The sequence below is a fragment of the Lactiplantibacillus herbarum genome (assembly GCF_001039045.1).
Classification (GTDB): domain Bacteria; phylum Bacillota; class Bacilli; order Lactobacillales; family Lactobacillaceae; genus Lactiplantibacillus; species Lactiplantibacillus herbarum.
This window is the reverse complement of record NZ_LFEE01000038.1, coordinates 51,384-65,513: the sequence shown is the minus strand read 5'-3', so window position 1 is coordinate 65,513 and position 14,130 is coordinate 51,384. Positions and strand designations below refer to the sequence as shown.

General features: G+C 43.0%; 16 protein-coding genes. 11 read left to right on the top strand and 5 right to left on the bottom strand.

The annotated features are described in order from the left end of the window. Positions 1 to 82 precede the first annotated feature (82 nt). From ACG95_RS11960 to ACG95_RS11945, 4 genes are all read left to right on the top strand, one after another. Positions 83 to 535, top strand: coding sequence for a MarR family winged helix-turn-helix transcriptional regulator (locus tag ACG95_RS11960; protein WP_048000739.1), 453 nt, complete (start codon positions 83 to 85; stop codon positions 533 to 535). A gap of 4 nt (positions 536 to 539) precedes the next feature. Next, on the top strand, positions 540 to 797 hold the full coding sequence (locus ACG95_RS11955) for a DUF3781 domain-containing protein (RefSeq protein ID WP_048000738.1): 258 nt from the start codon (positions 540 to 542) through the stop codon (positions 795 to 797). A 145-nt stretch (positions 798 to 942) separates the two neighbouring features. Further along, positions 943 to 1,161, top strand: a complete 219-nt coding sequence (locus ACG95_RS11950; RefSeq protein WP_048000737.1) for an AbrB/MazE/SpoVT family DNA-binding domain-containing protein — start codon at positions 943 to 945, stop codon at positions 1,159 to 1,161. After that, complete coding sequence (locus ACG95_RS11945; protein WP_048000736.1) at positions 1,161 to 1,490, top strand: type II toxin-antitoxin system PemK/MazF family toxin; 330 nt, start codon at positions 1,161 to 1,163, stop codon at positions 1,488 to 1,490. Before ACG95_RS11950 ends, ACG95_RS11945 begins: the two co-directional genes overlap by 1 nt. A gap of 139 nt (positions 1,491 to 1,629) precedes the next feature. On the opposite strand, the gene ACG95_RS11940 is transcribed toward ACG95_RS11945, so the two are convergent. Then, positions 1,630 to 2,787: a low temperature requirement protein A gene (locus ACG95_RS11940; RefSeq protein WP_048000735.1), complete on the bottom strand. Its 1,158-nt coding sequence runs from the start codon at positions 2,785 to 2,787 to the stop codon at positions 1,630 to 1,632. A gap of 11 nt (positions 2,788 to 2,798) precedes the next feature. Beyond that, a complete protein-coding gene (locus tag ACG95_RS11935; RefSeq protein ID WP_048000734.1) occupies positions 2,799 to 3,725 on the bottom strand; it encodes an amidohydrolase family protein in 927 nt (308 codons plus the stop codon). A gap of 107 nt (positions 3,726 to 3,832) precedes the next feature. Between ACG95_RS11935 and ACG95_RS11930 the strand changes: the two genes are divergently transcribed. The 3 genes from ACG95_RS11930 to ACG95_RS11920 all read left to right on the top strand — a co-directional run bounded on the left by ACG95_RS11930 (position 3,833) and on the right by ACG95_RS11920 (position 8,485). Further along, positions 3,833 to 4,195: a MerR family transcriptional regulator gene (locus tag ACG95_RS11930; RefSeq protein WP_048000733.1), complete on the top strand. Its 363-nt coding sequence runs from the start codon at positions 3,833 to 3,835 to the stop codon at positions 4,193 to 4,195. Positions 4,196 to 4,213: 18 nt separating this feature from the next. Next, complete coding sequence (locus ACG95_RS11925) at positions 4,214 to 4,888, top strand: carboxymuconolactone decarboxylase family protein (protein ID WP_048000732.1); 675 nt, start codon at positions 4,214 to 4,216, stop codon at positions 4,886 to 4,888. A gap of 399 nt (positions 4,889 to 5,287) precedes the next feature. Continuing rightward, positions 5,288 to 8,485, top strand: coding sequence for a MucBP domain-containing protein (locus ACG95_RS11920; protein ID WP_048000731.1), 3,198 nt, complete (start codon positions 5,288 to 5,290; stop codon positions 8,483 to 8,485). A gap of 110 nt (positions 8,486 to 8,595) precedes the next feature. Here ACG95_RS11920 and ACG95_RS11915 read toward each other — a convergent pair whose 3' ends face one another. Continuing rightward, positions 8,596 to 9,204 carry a cadmium resistance transporter gene (locus tag ACG95_RS11915; RefSeq protein WP_048000730.1) on the bottom strand — a complete coding sequence of 203 codons (609 nt, stop codon included), beginning with the start codon at positions 9,202 to 9,204 and terminating at the stop codon, positions 8,596 to 8,598. A gap of 66 nt (positions 9,205 to 9,270) precedes the next feature. Between ACG95_RS11915 and ACG95_RS11910 the strand changes: the two genes are divergently transcribed. Together ACG95_RS11910 and arsC are read left to right on the top strand one after the other, a co-directional pair. Further along, positions 9,271 to 9,621, top strand: a complete 351-nt coding sequence (locus ACG95_RS11910) for an ArsR/SmtB family transcription factor (RefSeq protein ID WP_048000799.1) — start codon at positions 9,271 to 9,273, stop codon at positions 9,619 to 9,621. 76 nt (positions 9,622 to 9,697) lie between these two features. Beyond that, a complete protein-coding gene (gene arsC, locus ACG95_RS11905; RefSeq protein WP_048000729.1) occupies positions 9,698 to 10,099 on the top strand; it encodes an arsenate reductase (thioredoxin) in 402 nt (133 codons plus the stop codon). A 90-nt stretch (positions 10,100 to 10,189) separates the two neighbouring features. Here the strand turns inward: arsC and ACG95_RS11900 are convergent, their stop codons facing one another. After that, entirely contained in the window at positions 10,190 to 10,744 is a 555-nt protein-coding gene (locus tag ACG95_RS11900; protein WP_048000798.1) for a TMEM175 family protein, read from the bottom strand. Between the two features lie 117 nt (positions 10,745 to 10,861). Further along, the gene (locus tag ACG95_RS14075; protein ID WP_053072808.1) at positions 10,862 to 11,431 is read right to left on the bottom strand and encodes a TetR/AcrR family transcriptional regulator; all 570 of its coding nucleotides are present in this window, start codon (positions 11,429 to 11,431) and stop codon (positions 10,862 to 10,864) included. A gap of 152 nt (positions 11,432 to 11,583) precedes the next feature. On the opposite strand from ACG95_RS14075, the gene ACG95_RS11890 reads away from it, so the two are divergent. Continuing rightward, positions 11,584 to 12,678 (top strand): lipocalin-like domain-containing protein, encoded by a 1,095-nt coding sequence (locus ACG95_RS11890; RefSeq protein ID WP_048000728.1) that lies wholly within the window; start codon positions 11,584 to 11,586, stop codon positions 12,676 to 12,678. A 176-nt stretch (positions 12,679 to 12,854) separates the two neighbouring features. Further along, complete coding sequence (locus ACG95_RS11885; protein ID WP_048000727.1) at positions 12,855 to 14,126, top strand: hypothetical protein; 1,272 nt, start codon at positions 12,855 to 12,857, stop codon at positions 14,124 to 14,126. The last annotated feature ends 4 nt before the right edge of the window (positions 14,127 to 14,130 follow it).

Sequence of the window (14,130 nt, the reverse complement as noted above, 5' to 3'; positions counted from 1 at the left end):
TGATTAATTGAAATTGACATTTCTTAACTGGGACCGTAAAATGCTAGATAGTAAAAACACGAACTAACTCCGGAGGTGCTTCATGCAGTATTCAATTGGGATTGCCATCAAAAAAGCGAATAACGCCCTGGCGCGGGACTCTGACCATTTTGCCAAGACGCTTGGATTAACGGGAACGCAGATCAGCACGATCAATTACATCGCTGACCATGAGGCCCAACAGGATATTTTTCAGCGGGATTTAGAGCATGAATTCAATATTCGCAAGGCGACAGCGTCCAGTTTGGTGACGACGATGGTTGCCAACGACTTGTTGTTACGGGTGCCAGCTAAGGATGACGCCCGCTATAAACGGCTATTGTTAACTCCTAAGGCGCGGCAGTTAGCCCAAGGGATCGAAGCCTTTTTTGAAAATAGTGAACGGCGGATGCTCGATTTACTTGGCGGCGAGTTTCAGGCAACTTATCAGCGGTTGAATCAAATTAGCCAGGCCTTCACGGCAACGAATACGCAAGCACCAGCGGACGAGGACTAATGTGATGGACGAGTTATTGCAGCAGCTTTCAGAGCAAGTCTGTTACACTGAGTTAGTTTTTCAACGGGTTAATAAAAAGTTGAAGACAGTGATGACTGAGGCCGAAGTTAAAGTGTTAGTACAAGAAATCTTGATGGATACTAAGACTAGCGTTGAGCAGCGCGGTAAGAATTACTACGTGACTAGCTCAGTGCGGCATGTCCGACTGACCATTAATCGTTTTAATTGCCGGTTGATTACGGCGGATAGAGTAGCAGCATAGTGATAATACAAATACGGTTAGTCCCTTTAGTAAGGGCTAACCGTATTTGTTTTTGTAACATTGATAGGTAGTGTGTTAAATACTTGTAGTGTACGTTAAATCGAATTATACTAGTTATAACAAGAATGTTTAAGGAGTGATTGATATGGAAACAACCATTCGTAAAATCGGAAACTCAGTTGGTGCAATTATTCCTAGTGCACTTAAAGCTGAAGCTGGTGATAAATATAAAATTGTTAAAATTGGTGATACCTTTGTTATGACGCCACTGCGTGATAATCTGTTTGCTAAGGAGTCTGATTGGGTCGGCTTTCGTGATAGCGTTTCAGAAGAAGATCGTGAGTGGGACGAGGTGGAAGGGTAATGTACAACCCGGAGCAAGGAGACATTGTCTATATTAATTTTGATCCATCCATAGGACACGAAATTAAGAAACGACGTCCCGGCCTTGTTGTCAGTAAAACGATTTTTAATAAGCTTACTGGCTTTTGTCTAATATGCCCAATTACAAGTACGCAACGTTCTTTTGGAACGTACGTGACCATTGAACAACCTGCTCGAGTCAATGGTGAGGTAGTGACCCATCAACTTAGATCAATGGATTTTGAAAAACGAAAGTTAGAGTTTGTTGAGCAATGTGACCCTGTGACGTGGGCAAATGTTATTTCAACAATTGATCAGTTTATTGAGTGAGCTCACACAGCAATTTTAGACAGGGTAGATAGCATTACAAATACGGCTAGTCCTTATACACAGGACTAGCCGTATTTGTAATACTAAATCATTTGAAATAGGTCTTGCCTTAGCGCCGTTCTAAGCTAGTATGATAACACTAAGATTCGGCGTTGAGCACGTTGCGTTCCCGATAGACGCAGGCGCTGAGGAGTACCACGTCAATTAAGATTAGCATCCAGATATTAGGAAGTAGGGTGCTCAGCAAGATAGCAATCAGGACAATGCTACCGCTGATGAAAAGTTGTTTTCTAGCAACAGTATGTTGTTGCCGATTGATGACCATTGAGGTTAAGGTGACCAGAACTAATACTAGACTTATGAGATAACCGAGACGAATCCAGAGCGATGATTTATCGGCTAGCTCAGTGAGGAAGAATCCTTCCAAGCTTAAGAACAAGATGAAGTTAATGTGTAATCCGCGAAAGAATACTAAGCCTTGGTAGTTGCGTTCCTTGACGGTAATATCGTCCATCAAGGAGTAATACAACCACCAGATGGCGATGGTACTGATGACTAACAGTAAGAACAAGCCGATTTTAGGTAAGGCCAGTCCCTCGTCGAATAAGTCGATTAAGTTGGCTAGCGATTCACCCAGCACGATCATAGTAAATTGGCCGTAACGTTCAAGTAGTGCCGGTGAAATCTGAAAGGCAATATGACGCTGTTTGAATTCGCGATTAAAATTCGGACTTTCAAACAGTAGGGCAAAGAAGTCAAAGAAGATAACGCCCAATAGTAATAGCTCTTGGATACCCGTCGCCTTCATCAACGGAATTAGAAGCAGTAAGACGGCGCCAATCGTGTAATAGATCAAATAGGGGCGCGTCGTGAGCATGTGTTCGGGATCATAGCGTGCGGTCGTCCACCACATATACATGAATAGTAATTGAATGGCGAAGTAGACCAGCGCCGTTGCTAGGTATTGGCCGTCAAAAGCGGTGATGATACTTCCTGCAAACAGAGCGACTAGCAAGATCTGAACGAGCGTTAGAAATGTCGTCCGAACGCTGTCGTTACCGTGAAGGTCAAAATAAATCGCCAAGTTATTCCAACTGTTGAAGACTAAATAGAATAGAATCAGGAAGGTCAGCAAACCACTCCAATTGAAATGAGCAGCGAAGCCGACCGTAATGTTATGGATAATAACCACGTAGACTAGGTCAGAAAAGAGTTCTAACCAGGAAATCTTACGTTCGCGGATCTGTTGGGTGATTTTACGTGGCGTCCCCCAGAGGTTATGCGATTTTTTTGTCAAAAGTGGTCACCTCATCGTGGCAAGCTTAATAGCTTACGGGCATTGTCAGTACGAATCTGCTGTTTAACTTGATCAGAGACAGGCATGTCGTCAATGGCAGTCAGAATCTGTTGGCTAGCTCCCACTGGTGCAATGCCGAGTGGCGCGTCCGTTCCGAAAAGGACGTGGTCAGCGCCAAAGAATTCGGTCGTTAATTGCAAGGCGGTTGGATTGCCAAGAATGGCCGTATCAACGTAAAATTTGTGTAAATCCTGAGCCTGATCTGCTGGTAAGATTGCATCAATGCGACCGGCAAAGAACGGCACCATCGCACCTGCATGGTGAACGATGATTTTCAGTTGTGGATGGCGTTTGAAAATTCCGGCAGCAACCAGTTGTAGCATCGCCTGAGTTAGCTCATACTCCCAACTGAAGACGATATTGTTGTCTGGTTTGCGGTCATCGAAGACCGGGTGGAGCCAAATTGGTAGGCCTAACTGTTCAGCGGTGGCGAAAATCGGGTCAAAGCTTTCATCGGCAATCGACTTTCCGAGTGCTCTGGTGAAGAGCTGCACGCCAAATAACTGAGGGTTAGGGGCGACTTGTTCTGTCATGATCTGTTGGGCACCGTCTAAATTATTGAGAGGCACCATGGCGACAGCTCCGCAAAATAGATCTGGATGGTCAGTGACGAGCTGACTGAGCTCATCGTTTGCCGCCCGACAGAGTTCCAGTGCGGGTTTAGCGGAAACGAAATCTTCAGGATTCAGGTTCATCATACTGATAATTTGCTGAGTTGCGACAGTTTCATTAGCTTGTCGAAAGGCCATATCAGTTAAGGCTGGTGCGTTGACGTAGGGCGCCTTTTCAGGAATGGTAGGATCAATGGCAAGCATCTGTTGATAAAATTTTGGTGCTAAGACGTGCGCAAAAACGTCAATTGGTTGTTCATTAGACATGTAAATCACACTTTCAAAAGTTATTTGACTCTATCATAGCAGGTTAGAACGTTGCTAAGGCAACTTAACAATCGTAAAATTAATGAAGAAGCTAGCAGGGGGATTTTATGCAATATACCATTAAAGAAGCAGAACAAGCGTCAGGGGTGTCAGCGTATCGGATTCGCTATTACGACGGCAAAGGACTGATTCCTGATTTACAACGCGATAAAAATAATAATCGAATCTTCAATGATGCGAGCTTAGATATTATTCGGCTGATTAATTGTTTTCGACTAACCGATATGCCATTGAAGCAGATTCGCCAATACATTGCGTTACTGGATCAAGGTGCGGAAGGAAGGGCTGGCCGCTTAGCAATCATGAGTGACCACCAAGAAGAGTTGCAGGACAAGGCAGACTTGTTGGCAACTAATTTGGCGATTGTGCAGCAAAAAATTGCGGATCTGAATAATAATATTTATGACTAATTAAGGAGTGTGTTAAAGATGAAAGCAACGACTGATTTTGACCAACTGATTCAACCATTATTGTGTGCGGTCGAGGAGCAGGGACAGGCACATCTGGGTACTGATCGGGTGTTGGTGCCGTTAGTTGCAATGGTCGTACAGGGCACAACTTCTGCAATTGATAGTCAGGTTCAACAAGCGTTACAAATAGGAGTCGTACCCGAAAAAATTTTAGAAGTAGTCTACCAATTAGCTCCAGTAGTGGGCAGTCTAAAGGTACGCGATGCAGTTGCTGAAATTCAAGCAATGTTAATGCGCAACGATGTAACCGTTGAGGCACCACAGATGCGGACTGAAGAAGATTTTGGTGCGCAAGTCCAAGCTGATCTGTATGGTACGGAAATTAAACACCTGTTGCAGGACCTCCCAGACCATGCGGGTGACTTCATTGCGTCATCGTTGACCGAGCATTTCTTCAATGATCACTATGCTCGTTTAGCATTGACGGTTCAGGAACGTGAACGGTTTGAACTAATGGCTTTAATTACGTTAAACGTTGATTTCCAGATTAACGCCCATGCGCGTGGCAGCATCAAGGCTGGTAATACCGAAAGTGAATTGATCTGGTCCGCACTCCAACTGTTGCCATATGTCGGTTTCCCACTTGTTATCAACAGTGTGCAGAAGATTCATGCGGCAGCGATGACATTTTAGTCACCTCTTTAGTAATTTAAATTCGTCGTTAGTGTTGTGGAGAACCAGTAGTTAACAGTTGTAGATGTTATTTGTTGATTAGCACTCAGGTTATTTAAACTGGGTGATTTTTTATATGGATATTAATGTTTAAGTACATCATAACTAGCAAAAAGTAACTGGCTAACGTGGAAAGACAGATTATTTGAATTAGTAACCGCTTAATTAGCGAGTGCTAACCGTGTTTGAGAGCGTTGTACTTATGATAAGATACAAATACAGTATAGGTGTTTGACCGTTACTGATAGATTTGTTTTATGATATTAAGTTAATTAAGATTACTGTTACATATTTATTTAAATATAAATTCAAATCAAATTTAATATTATGATTGATTGGATTTTTATAGGGGGAATCATTGTGAATCGGGTAGAGCAGCACTATAAGATGTATAAAAAAGGTAAAAAATGGCTAGTAGCGGGTATTACAACCACGGCACTAGCACTAGGGACTTGGAATGAGGTTAATGCTCAGGCTGATACTGACGTTAATCAGTCAACTGATGTATCGCAGACAAAAGTGACGGCAGCAACGACTGCTAGTACCACCGTTGCTTTAAAGACAGCAACAACCACTGATCAAGCAGTCCAGACAGCTGATAAAGCTACTACTAGTCAGCAAGATGCTGCAGAGACGTCAAGCACTGATCAGACGACAGCTACTTCAGATAAAGCGAATGCAACCAGTACGACACAAGCAGATACCACTAAGACAGAGACATCTAAGACTGAGTCTGAAGATAAGCAAGTGACAACGGATAATGTTCAGAAAACAACTGAAGTATCTAAAGATAAGGCAGCTACTGAGACGACAGTTACTTCAAAAAATACTTCTACACCGATAACGACTACTACCACTGATACTGCTATCAAAACGACGACTGCGGCTGTTGATCAATCAACTCCAGCACTGAAGCGGGATCGTGCCAGTCAACCGGTATCCCGAGCAGCTATGGTTAAAACTGACGAAACCATTGACCAATGGATGCCCAATAAAACATTGCAACAAGCAATTTTAGCGACTTTAAATAAAGGTAGTTATGGTAAGACTTGGTCCAGTACTGCTGATATTAGTAAAGCAGACTTACAATTATTAACTAAACTTAATATGCAACCTTACTCTACTTATATTGATGGTAAGAGCACGTTCTCATTAGAGGGTCTTCAGTATGCCACTAATATAACGGACTTAGATTTACTGAATAACTACAATGTCAGCAAGCAGATGTGGGGCGATATTACGGATATCACGCCAGTAGCTTCGCTAACTAAATTAACAACGCTACAGATAGCTAGTCAACGGATATCAGATATTACACCATTGGCTAATCTTAAGGAATTAGTTAGTTTAACGCTGGTTAGTAATCACATAGCGGATTTTTCGTCCTTAGATTCCGCTCAGTATACGACGAGTTTTAAGATTAATAGTCAGTTTGTTGATCGTAGTGTGGTATATGTGCCGGTAACTGGTAAGTACACCATGGTCAACCCAGTGAAGCCGCCAAAGGGAATGACGTTTAATCTGATTGATTCGGCTAGTCGTGCGATTGTTGTATCTCCAACTGGAACGGTTATCCGGTTATTTTATAGTGGGGCAACTAATACATTAGCTGGTGATCAGCTTGCTTATCAGGTCACTAAGAATCAAATCATGCCAGGACCAACGACAAGCCCATACGCAGGTTATACCGTTAGTCAAAACCCATACACTTACTATTTAGCTTCGATTTTTACGGATGCGAATGGCAATGAGATTGTGGATATGTTTACACCATATATCGTAGCTGCTGATGCTCAGCCAGTGACGGTGAATTATGTGGATGAGCAGGGGAAAGTACTGTCTGATCCTGAAGTTCTATCAGGGGTTGTTGGCGATAGCTACACGGCAACGACTAAACAATTCAAAGGGTATCAACTAGTTGCGCAACCAGATAATGCAACTGGAACGTTTGGAGACGCTGCACAAACGGTTAATTTTGTTTATCGAATGGTTAACTCGACTGTAACTGTTCACTACCAAGATGCAAATGGTAAGACACTTCAAGCTGATAAAGTGCTGACAGGTCAAGTTGGAACGGTTTTTTCGGTAGAAGCACCAACGTTAACAGGATATAAGTACCAAGCAACACAGGGCAACGCAACTGGCACGTATGGTGATACGCCAACGGAAGTTACTTTTATTTACGATGAAGCTTACTCGACGGTAACGGTGCATTATCAAGATGAAAACGGTAAGACGCTTCAAAAAGATGACGTGCTAACGGGTCAAGTTGGTTCTAACTTTACGGCTAAAGCACCAACCTTAGTGGGCTATAAATATCAGTCAACGCAAGGCAATGCGACTGGGGTATACGGTGATATGCCAACGGAAGTCACTTTTATTTACGAAGCAGTTTCTTCTACGGTAACCGTACATTATCAGGATGCAAATGGTAAAACGATTCAAAAGGATGATGTGTTAACGGGTCAAGTTGGTTCTAACTTTGCAGTTAAGGCACCAACCCTAGTGGGCTATAAATACCAGTCAACGCAAGGCAATGCGACCGGTACGTATGGTGACGCGCCAACGGAAGTCACGTTTGTTTATGACGACGTTTACTCGACCGTAACGGTACATTATCAAGATGTTAATGGTAAAACGCTTCAAAAAGACAGCACACTGACCGGTCAAATCGGGACTGATTATATAGTTAAGACGCCAACGATTACTGGTTACAAGTATCAAACTGTCCAAGGTACCCTTGATGGGACGTATGGTGACACCTCGGTAGAAGTTACGTTAGTGTATCAAGCAGTCAACTCGACGGTAACAGTACATTATCAGGATGTAAACGGTAAAACGCTTCAAGCCGATGAAGTATTGACTGGCCAAGTAGGGACTACTTTTAATGCTAAATATCCAGCAATTGCAGGCTATAAGTATCAATCAACACAGGGAATCGCTACAGGTATGTATGGTGAAAAACCATCAGAAGTGACTTTTGTCTATCAAGCTAATGCTGTGACGCCACCGGTAACAACGCCTGATCAGACGACGACAGTGACGGTTCATCATGTCACGACTAATGGTGAGCAGGTTGCAGCGGACCAGATATTTACAGGAAAGCTTGGCGAGCAATATACGACCAAACCAGTGACGATTGATGGGTACCAAGTTGTGACAGTACCAACTAATGCTACCGGAACCTTTGGAGCTAATGATATAGAGATTAGTTATGTCTATGAACAGGCTACGGAGACTAGTGACGGCGATGAAATCAATCCAGATCCAGTTGAGGATTCACAACGGCCAACACCAACGATACCTGATAAGGTAACGGGTAAGACGCCAGTGAAAGTTACCACTGATTCAGGAATGACACAGGCTGTAGTTTCTGAGCCAAAGTCTACAAGCACAAGTGCCGCTGCAACACCAACGGATCACACGGTGAAAGCAGCAACAGCGGCAATCAATTTGCCACAAACTGACGACCAGACAGTTTCACCACTGTGGGGCTTAGCGCTATTAGGTAGTTTATTAGGCTTAGCTGGTTGGTGGCAACGTAAAAAACAAGATTAAGTCTTGTAGAACCTATAAAAGATGCTGATATTTTCACTTATCAGCACCTTTTATTATGGGAAATGAAGTATGGACGTATTTAGTGATAGTTGCATGGTGTGAACAAAGTGTCAGAAAATCAGCCGCAGCAATTGTTGAAAGGTTCCGCTTTCCCATATAATGTAGCCCCCTAGGCCAATGTAAACGATGGCGGTGATGTACATGCCGTAGCGTTCCAGAATGTCAGCGACTTTCGGAATCTTGATGAGTAGGTAGCCGATGTAACAGAAGAGCGTTAACATGACTAGGAAGGTCAACAGAATAATGATTAATGAACTGGTAGTGGCTTGAGTAAAGATTGGGACGTAGATACCAATGTTGTCAGCACCACAAGTGGCAATGGTAATTACGGCAACGTTGATAATTAAGTTGCGCCGTTTCTTGATCTGATCTTCAACGATTTCGTCATCGTCGCTCTCACCAACAATCAGCAAGCGAATCCCCATAAAGATCGGGATGAGTCCCAGTAGACCTAATAACCATTCCTGAGGTACAAACCCTAAGACGAAGGCCATAATTAGACTGGCAATAACCAGGACGGCGGTTCCCAAAAGGTCGCCCCAGTAGACTAGCCAACGATCTTTATGATTGATTGAACCAAAAATAACCATTAAAATGATTAAGTAATCAATACTAGTTGAAATATAAGCAGTAATACCTGTGAAGATGGCCGTTTGCAAGGTTAGTTCCTCCTGTAAAGGGTGTAATTTTTATTCATGTTGATTTTAACATATGAATGGAGTGACATGTTGAAAGAAGAATCAGTCGTATCCGAATCATTACAATTAATTGATGAACACAAGCTACAAGAATCCAAACGAATCTTTAAGTTACTGAGCAACCCGATTCGCTTGCAACTCCTATATGTCCTAGAGCAACGCGAGTTAAATGTCGGTGAACTGGGCGAACTGTTAGCTATTGAACAGTCAGTCGTCTCTCATCAATTAGCTTTATTGCGGCAACACCAGTTAGTGAGTGCCCGCAAAGACGGTAAACTCAGTTATTATCGTTTGGATGATCCGCATATTTTAGATATCGTTAATGAGATGCTCGAGCATGCCGATCATGTGGTACGTGGAGAAACGCATGGCCATTAGATAGATTTTTTACTATAATCTAAAGGGCTCAATAACAAGCACTTAAACTTAATATGATGACTTAGGAGCGAATGAAATGAAAAAAGTTTACTTTTTATGTACGGGTAATTCCTGTCGGAGTCAAATGGCAGAAGGGTTCGGTCGTGACTTATTGGCGCCAGATTGGGAAGTTGCGAGTGCTGGAGTGGAAGTCCATGGGCTGAATGCCAAAGCGGTCAAAGTAATGGCAGAAGTTGGTATCGACATTTCACAGCAAACATCCAAGTTGATTGATCAAGACTATCTGCAACAGTGTGACTTAGTTGTAACGCTGTGTGGCGATGCGCGGGATAAGTGTCCAATGACGCCTGCCAGTGTTCAAAAGCTACATTGGCCCTTACCTGATCCTGCTTTGGCAGCGGGGAGTGAAGCAGAACAATTAGCTGCATTTCGGGAAGTGCGGGATCAGATTAAGCAGCATATTCAGGATTTGAAATAACAAAATTAGAATAGAATAAAGATAAAAACGGCCCACATTTTTAAAATGTAGGCCGTTTTAGCATGGATAAATTATTGATAGGTTATGTGATTAGAGATGCCCCAAGCCAATCACGAACATGGAGATGAAAATCGAGTACATCATTGCTGGTGGGTAAACAGTGATGGCTAGAATTAGCCCGATTACCTTAATGGCAATATCCAAAATGACCATCCAGTCAGGTAAGGTGTACAGTAACCCCAATTGAACGTTGTCATTAGCCTTATTGATAGAACGTGAGAGTCCCATATTACTAAAAGATACTGCCAATACGACGATACCGTAGAAACTCTGAGCAATCGAGTTATCAAAATTAGTTGCCACGAGGCCGGTTGTATAAGGAAATAGTGAAGCGAAAAATAGCATCAATAGTGTAAAGATGGCCGCTTGATTATTGACCCTGGTAATTTTTTCCCAGTTGTTATGATGTGTCAACCACATCAAGCCCAGCCAGAAGAATGATAGGGCGTAGGCGAAAAAGTTAGCCCGTAAGTCCCAGAGCCCCGCCAAGGTCATAGTTGCTGGTTTTTCTAGCTCCAAGACCAGAATTGTCATAATAATAGCCAACACTGCGTCAGTGAAGGCCGCCATGCGTTCTTTATTCAATAGTAATCCATCCTTTGCATAGATGTATAAGATATTGTCACTCAGTTCCGGACTGAGCAAGTAGTCAGTAGTATAAAGCATATCATGAATTTTATCCTGAGATACTAATAGATATAATCAATCGAACTGATACAGTCGTTGCAGAACTAGTGATAATTGAGTTTGAATCTGCTCCTTAGAAACCGTACTGCGATGGCTGAGCCACCAACGAGATGCTTGGAACAGCGCGCCAACAATGATTTGCGTTTGTAATTTTTCGTCGACTTGGGGATCTTTGTTGACTGGTAGATGTTTCTGAATTTGAGCGGCCAAATATTCAGAGTTAGTTTGAATAATCGTTACGAGCAACGAGTCAGCTTGAATGTGCTCAATCATAGCGAGGTGGCTCTCAATGAGGTCGAATCCAAGGGCTAATAGTTCATTCAAATATGTCATAGAATCAGTAGCTGTACTGGTGAATTCGGCCTGTTCGAGTTGTTCTTGTTGAAGTGCTTTAATCATAAAGGCGAAAAAATCATACTTATCATCAAAATGATTATAAAAGGTAGCCGTCCGTGTCTGCGCTACCCGGCAGAGCTCGGTGACCGTAATTTCAGAAAAGTTCTTCTGTTGAATCAACTGATTAAAGGCGGTAAACAGTGCGGTATAGGTTTTCTGAGTGCGAAGATCTGAACGATGTGATTTCATCAAGTTAGCTCCTATCAAAATGCGTAGTGAAACGCAGCTTTTCGTCAATTAATGAGTGTTTTAGAGACTTCTGTCCCTTGTTGACTGGCAAGTATTTGGCTATATTAAGGCCATTCAAATAAATAAATCAGTCAGGTAGGGAGTCGATTATAATGGCAAATGTAAGAATTATGGATCAACCAGCAGATTTTAAGAACAGCGGTACTGAACCACAACATGTCGCTGTATGGGAAGATGGCAAGCGCGATGATGACCGTGCTGGCGCATTTGAATGGTGGTACTTTGACGCTGTCTTGGATGATGGCTCTAAAGTAGTGATTCCTTTCAATACGAAGGGCAATCAAAATACACAGTTAGATGGTGCGCAACCCCAAGTGATGATTACGATTACTGATCCAGACGGTAAGAAGTACACTGATCTTACTAAGTATACCGCTGATGAGTTCCAATATTCAAAGCAACGGTGTGACGTTAGAATTGGACCACATCACGTTGCTGGTGACTTAAAAACGTATCAGATTCACGTTGAACCAGTTAACGGTATTGGTGCGGATTTAACGTTAACGAGTACTAGCACACCATGGCGAGCGGGTAATGGTTATTTTGACTTTGGCAACGACAATTACTTCACTTGGTTATGCGTCGTACCACGGGGTGAAATCACCGGGACCTTAACGTATAATGGGCAAACAGTAGCGGTTACTGGTCGTGGCTATCACGATCATCAGTGGGGCAATATCCATCACGTCATGGCTTGGAATAACTGGTTGTGGGCCCGCCAGAATTTTGACGACTACGCTATCGTTGTATTTGATTTCGTGGCTCGCGATACCTACGGGTACAAACATATGCCGCTGACTTTCATTCAGGATGCGGATGGCGAGATTATTTATCAGAACTATGATATTAAAAATACTAAGTATCAAGTACTCAGTGAATATGTGCAAGAGAGTACCGGTAAGTCGTATCCTAAGAAGTCGAGATATACTTTCGATGACCATGGTAAAAAGATTGAGTATGAGCTATCTGTAAAGGAAGAACTGAGTATTGAAGACCTGTATAGTTCAGCACCAGCGCCAGCTAAGAAGCAGTTCGATCAGATGAATATCAAACCGACCTACGCGCGTGAATTTGCGACTGGGACGCTGACCTTTGAACAGGGCGGACAATTGGTTAAACGAAGTGGTGATATGATTTATGAGTTTGTGTACGTTGGTAAAGAATACCGGCCAATGATGGAGCATTAATTTAATATATTGATATAAAAATAGTAATTTAAGCGCTGTTAGACCTTAGATTACTATTTTTTGTGATTGTCTTAACAGCAACATTTATCATTGATATTAATACAGCCCTTTAAATAATAATGGTGTTTTCCTTTTGCCTTCGCTATAATAAATAAGCGAATAATTGGAGGAACATTATGAATGAACAAGAAGCTTATTTAACAGCGTATTACTGGCTGGCTAGTAGCTGGCTCAAAGATGAGTATCTAGGATTAGAGGATGAGGTGGGGACAGCAGGAGTGGCTGATCCGGTACGGTTATTGTTGAACCAGATGCAACCCGCTGCAAAGGCCAAACCTCAGGGGGATGATCAGACGTGGCAAGCTTGGCGTCAAGCTGTCATGACGGTGCCGACTAATCAAGAGGGTGGTCAAGCCAAGCTGGTATTACCAACAGCAGTTCAATCACCAATGTTGTTGAGCGAGATGACAGCGTACACGTCGCTGGCAATCTTTCTACAACAACGAGATGAACCTAACTTGCAGCGACTGGGGCAACGTGTTGCAACGCAGTCTGAAGGGGCAGCTTGGGAATTGTGGCAAGCGCATCACAAAAGCATGAATCCTGAAGCAGCACCGGAAACATTGACGATTGACCAGCTCAAAGCGGTTGTCTGGGTCTTTTTTGCCAAATACAGTATTGCCGGTGATCCTTTTGACATCGATGATCTGTTGCCTGAACTTGAGGCTTGGCAGACAGAACCCGATGAAGATCTCGATGCTAAGTGGCAGACTACCATTGCCGGTGCTGATACTGACGGCAAGCTAGTTACCCTGGAACAAGGGTTAGTGATCGCCTTAACCTTTTTTAACTCAGTTGAATGGGGCGGCGACCTTGCTATTAAGGCTACTTTACAGAATAAACTCACACAACGCGGATTAGATGGTAATTTAAATCCTGAAACGGTCGCTAATTGGGAAGATGCTTGGCGTCACTGGGACGCTGCTGATATTGCAACAGTCGAAAGCTGGTCAGTGAATATTCTTGATCCTGATGATGAAGCTGCGGATGCGACTTTTGAGGACGATGATGAATCCGACGAAGACGAGTATGAAGATGATGACGAAAGTGATTATGAAAATCGTCACGATGAAGAAGCTGCTGACGATGACTACGACGATGATTATGACGACGAAGATGAAGAGGAAGCAGACGGTGAAGAAGTTAAGCCAGCTTGGAAAGTTGGGATGTCGTACGCTGCTGTGTTCATTGTCTTTCGTATCATCATGTGGGCAATGGTTTCGCCAGGGCACTTACCAGCATTAGCGTTGGCCGGTGAATACAGTAACAAGTGGATATTGATTGGTGTTAGCATTCTACTTATGTTCGTTGCATGGATGATCTTGGCAATTATTGTGACGTTGATTGTTTTGCTCTGGCGCTTCGGTAAAGGCTTGATCAATAGGTAAATAA

What these genes read in the sequence shown, in the direction of transcription:
- ACG95_RS11960 (WP_048000739.1), top strand. Translation starts at nt 83, where the DNA reads ATGCAGTATTCAATTGGGATTGCCATCAAAAAAGCGAATAACGCCCTG.
- ACG95_RS11955 (WP_048000738.1), top strand. Translation starts at nt 540, where the DNA reads ATGGACGAGTTATTGCAGCAGCTTTCAGAGCAAGTCTGTTACACTGAG.
- ACG95_RS11950 (WP_048000737.1), top strand. Translation starts at nt 943, where the DNA reads ATGGAAACAACCATTCGTAAAATCGGAAACTCAGTTGGTGCAATTATT.
- ACG95_RS11945 (WP_048000736.1), top strand. Translation starts at nt 1,161, where the DNA reads ATGTACAACCCGGAGCAAGGAGACATTGTCTATATTAATTTTGATCCA.
- ACG95_RS11935 (WP_048000734.1), bottom strand. Translation starts at nt 3,725, where the DNA reads ATGTCTAATGAACAACCAATTGACGTTTTTGCGCACGTCTTAGCACCA.
- ACG95_RS11930 (WP_048000733.1), top strand. Translation starts at nt 3,833, where the DNA reads ATGCAATATACCATTAAAGAAGCAGAACAAGCGTCAGGGGTGTCAGCG.
- ACG95_RS11925 (WP_048000732.1), top strand. Translation starts at nt 4,214, where the DNA reads ATGAAAGCAACGACTGATTTTGACCAACTGATTCAACCATTATTGTGT.
- ACG95_RS11910 (WP_048000799.1), top strand. Translation starts at nt 9,271, where the DNA reads ATGTTGAAAGAAGAATCAGTCGTATCCGAATCATTACAATTAATTGAT.
- arsC (WP_048000729.1), top strand. Translation starts at nt 9,698, where the DNA reads ATGAAAAAAGTTTACTTTTTATGTACGGGTAATTCCTGTCGGAGTCAA.
- ACG95_RS14075 (WP_053072808.1), bottom strand. Translation starts at nt 11,431, where the DNA reads ATGAAATCACATCGTTCAGATCTTCGCACTCAGAAAACCTATACCGCA.
- ACG95_RS11890 (WP_048000728.1), top strand. Translation starts at nt 11,584, where the DNA reads ATGGCAAATGTAAGAATTATGGATCAACCAGCAGATTTTAAGAACAGC.
- ACG95_RS11885 (WP_048000727.1), top strand. Translation starts at nt 12,855, where the DNA reads ATGAATGAACAAGAAGCTTATTTAACAGCGTATTACTGGCTGGCTAGT.